Genomic DNA, 780 nt, shown 5'->3' on the forward strand with positions numbered 1-780 from the left:
CTGGATGGGCTGGAGAATCATCCAATGATGTATGATGACAGACTGGTACGGCAGGTGCTGGAGTGCGTGGTGGTGGAGTCGAAGGAAAGGATTAAGGTAATATTTGTGGGAGGGTTGGAAGTTGAGCAGGCTATTGAAAAAGCGTGAGAGTTCGGATACGCACACAAATTTGGCGAAAATATCTTTTTCGTATCCGCCTCACATCTAAGGACGGTTATTCTGATACAATGGGTATCGGGATAACCGTCCTTGATTTTTACCAAAAGTCACTGAAAACGGCTGTTCCTCAAACATTTTTGAAAAAAGGCCCACCGCTGACTGGACAAATTTCCAGACCAGCGGCGGGCTTTTTTGCGTTTCTGGGGCATTGGATATAGGGTTATCGTGGATTTATTGGTTATCGTGCTTTTATTGGGGCTATCGTTAAATTTAAAACATCCCTGGTTGCGCTATTCACGGCGAAACCAGGGACATTTTTTTAGCCCTCAATGGCAATCAGGTTCTTCTGTTCAATCTGGGCCACCTGGCTCACCTTGGGGATGAACAGGCGCAGGATGCCGTCCTCGAACTTGGCGTGGATGTCCTCCTGTTTGACCTTGTCCCCCACATAAAAGCTGCGGCGGCAGGAGCCGATGAAGCGTTCCCGGCGCAGATACCGTTTGTTCTGGACGCTGTCGTGGTGGGTCTGCTCCACCGTGGCGCTGATGCAGAGGTAGCCGTCCTTCAGCTCGGCGGCGAGGTTTTCCTTGTGGACACCGGGCAGGTCGATGTCCAGCTCGT

Annotated in this window: 1 protein-coding gene; it reads right to left on the reverse strand. The window is 50.8% G+C overall.

Going from position 1 to position 780, the window contains the following annotated elements; translation table 11 throughout:
• Nucleotides 1-478 precede the first annotated feature (478 nt).
• Nucleotides 479-780, reverse strand: a 302-nt coding sequence (locus U8U68_RS22005) for an Hsp20/alpha crystallin family protein (protein WP_322204614.1), incomplete at its 5' end; no start/stop codon positions are given.

The sequence above is a fragment of the Acutalibacter intestini genome (genome assembly GCF_034334985.1).
In the GTDB taxonomy this organism is placed as follows: Bacteria; Bacillota; Clostridia; order Oscillospirales; family Acutalibacteraceae; genus Acutalibacter; species Acutalibacter intestini.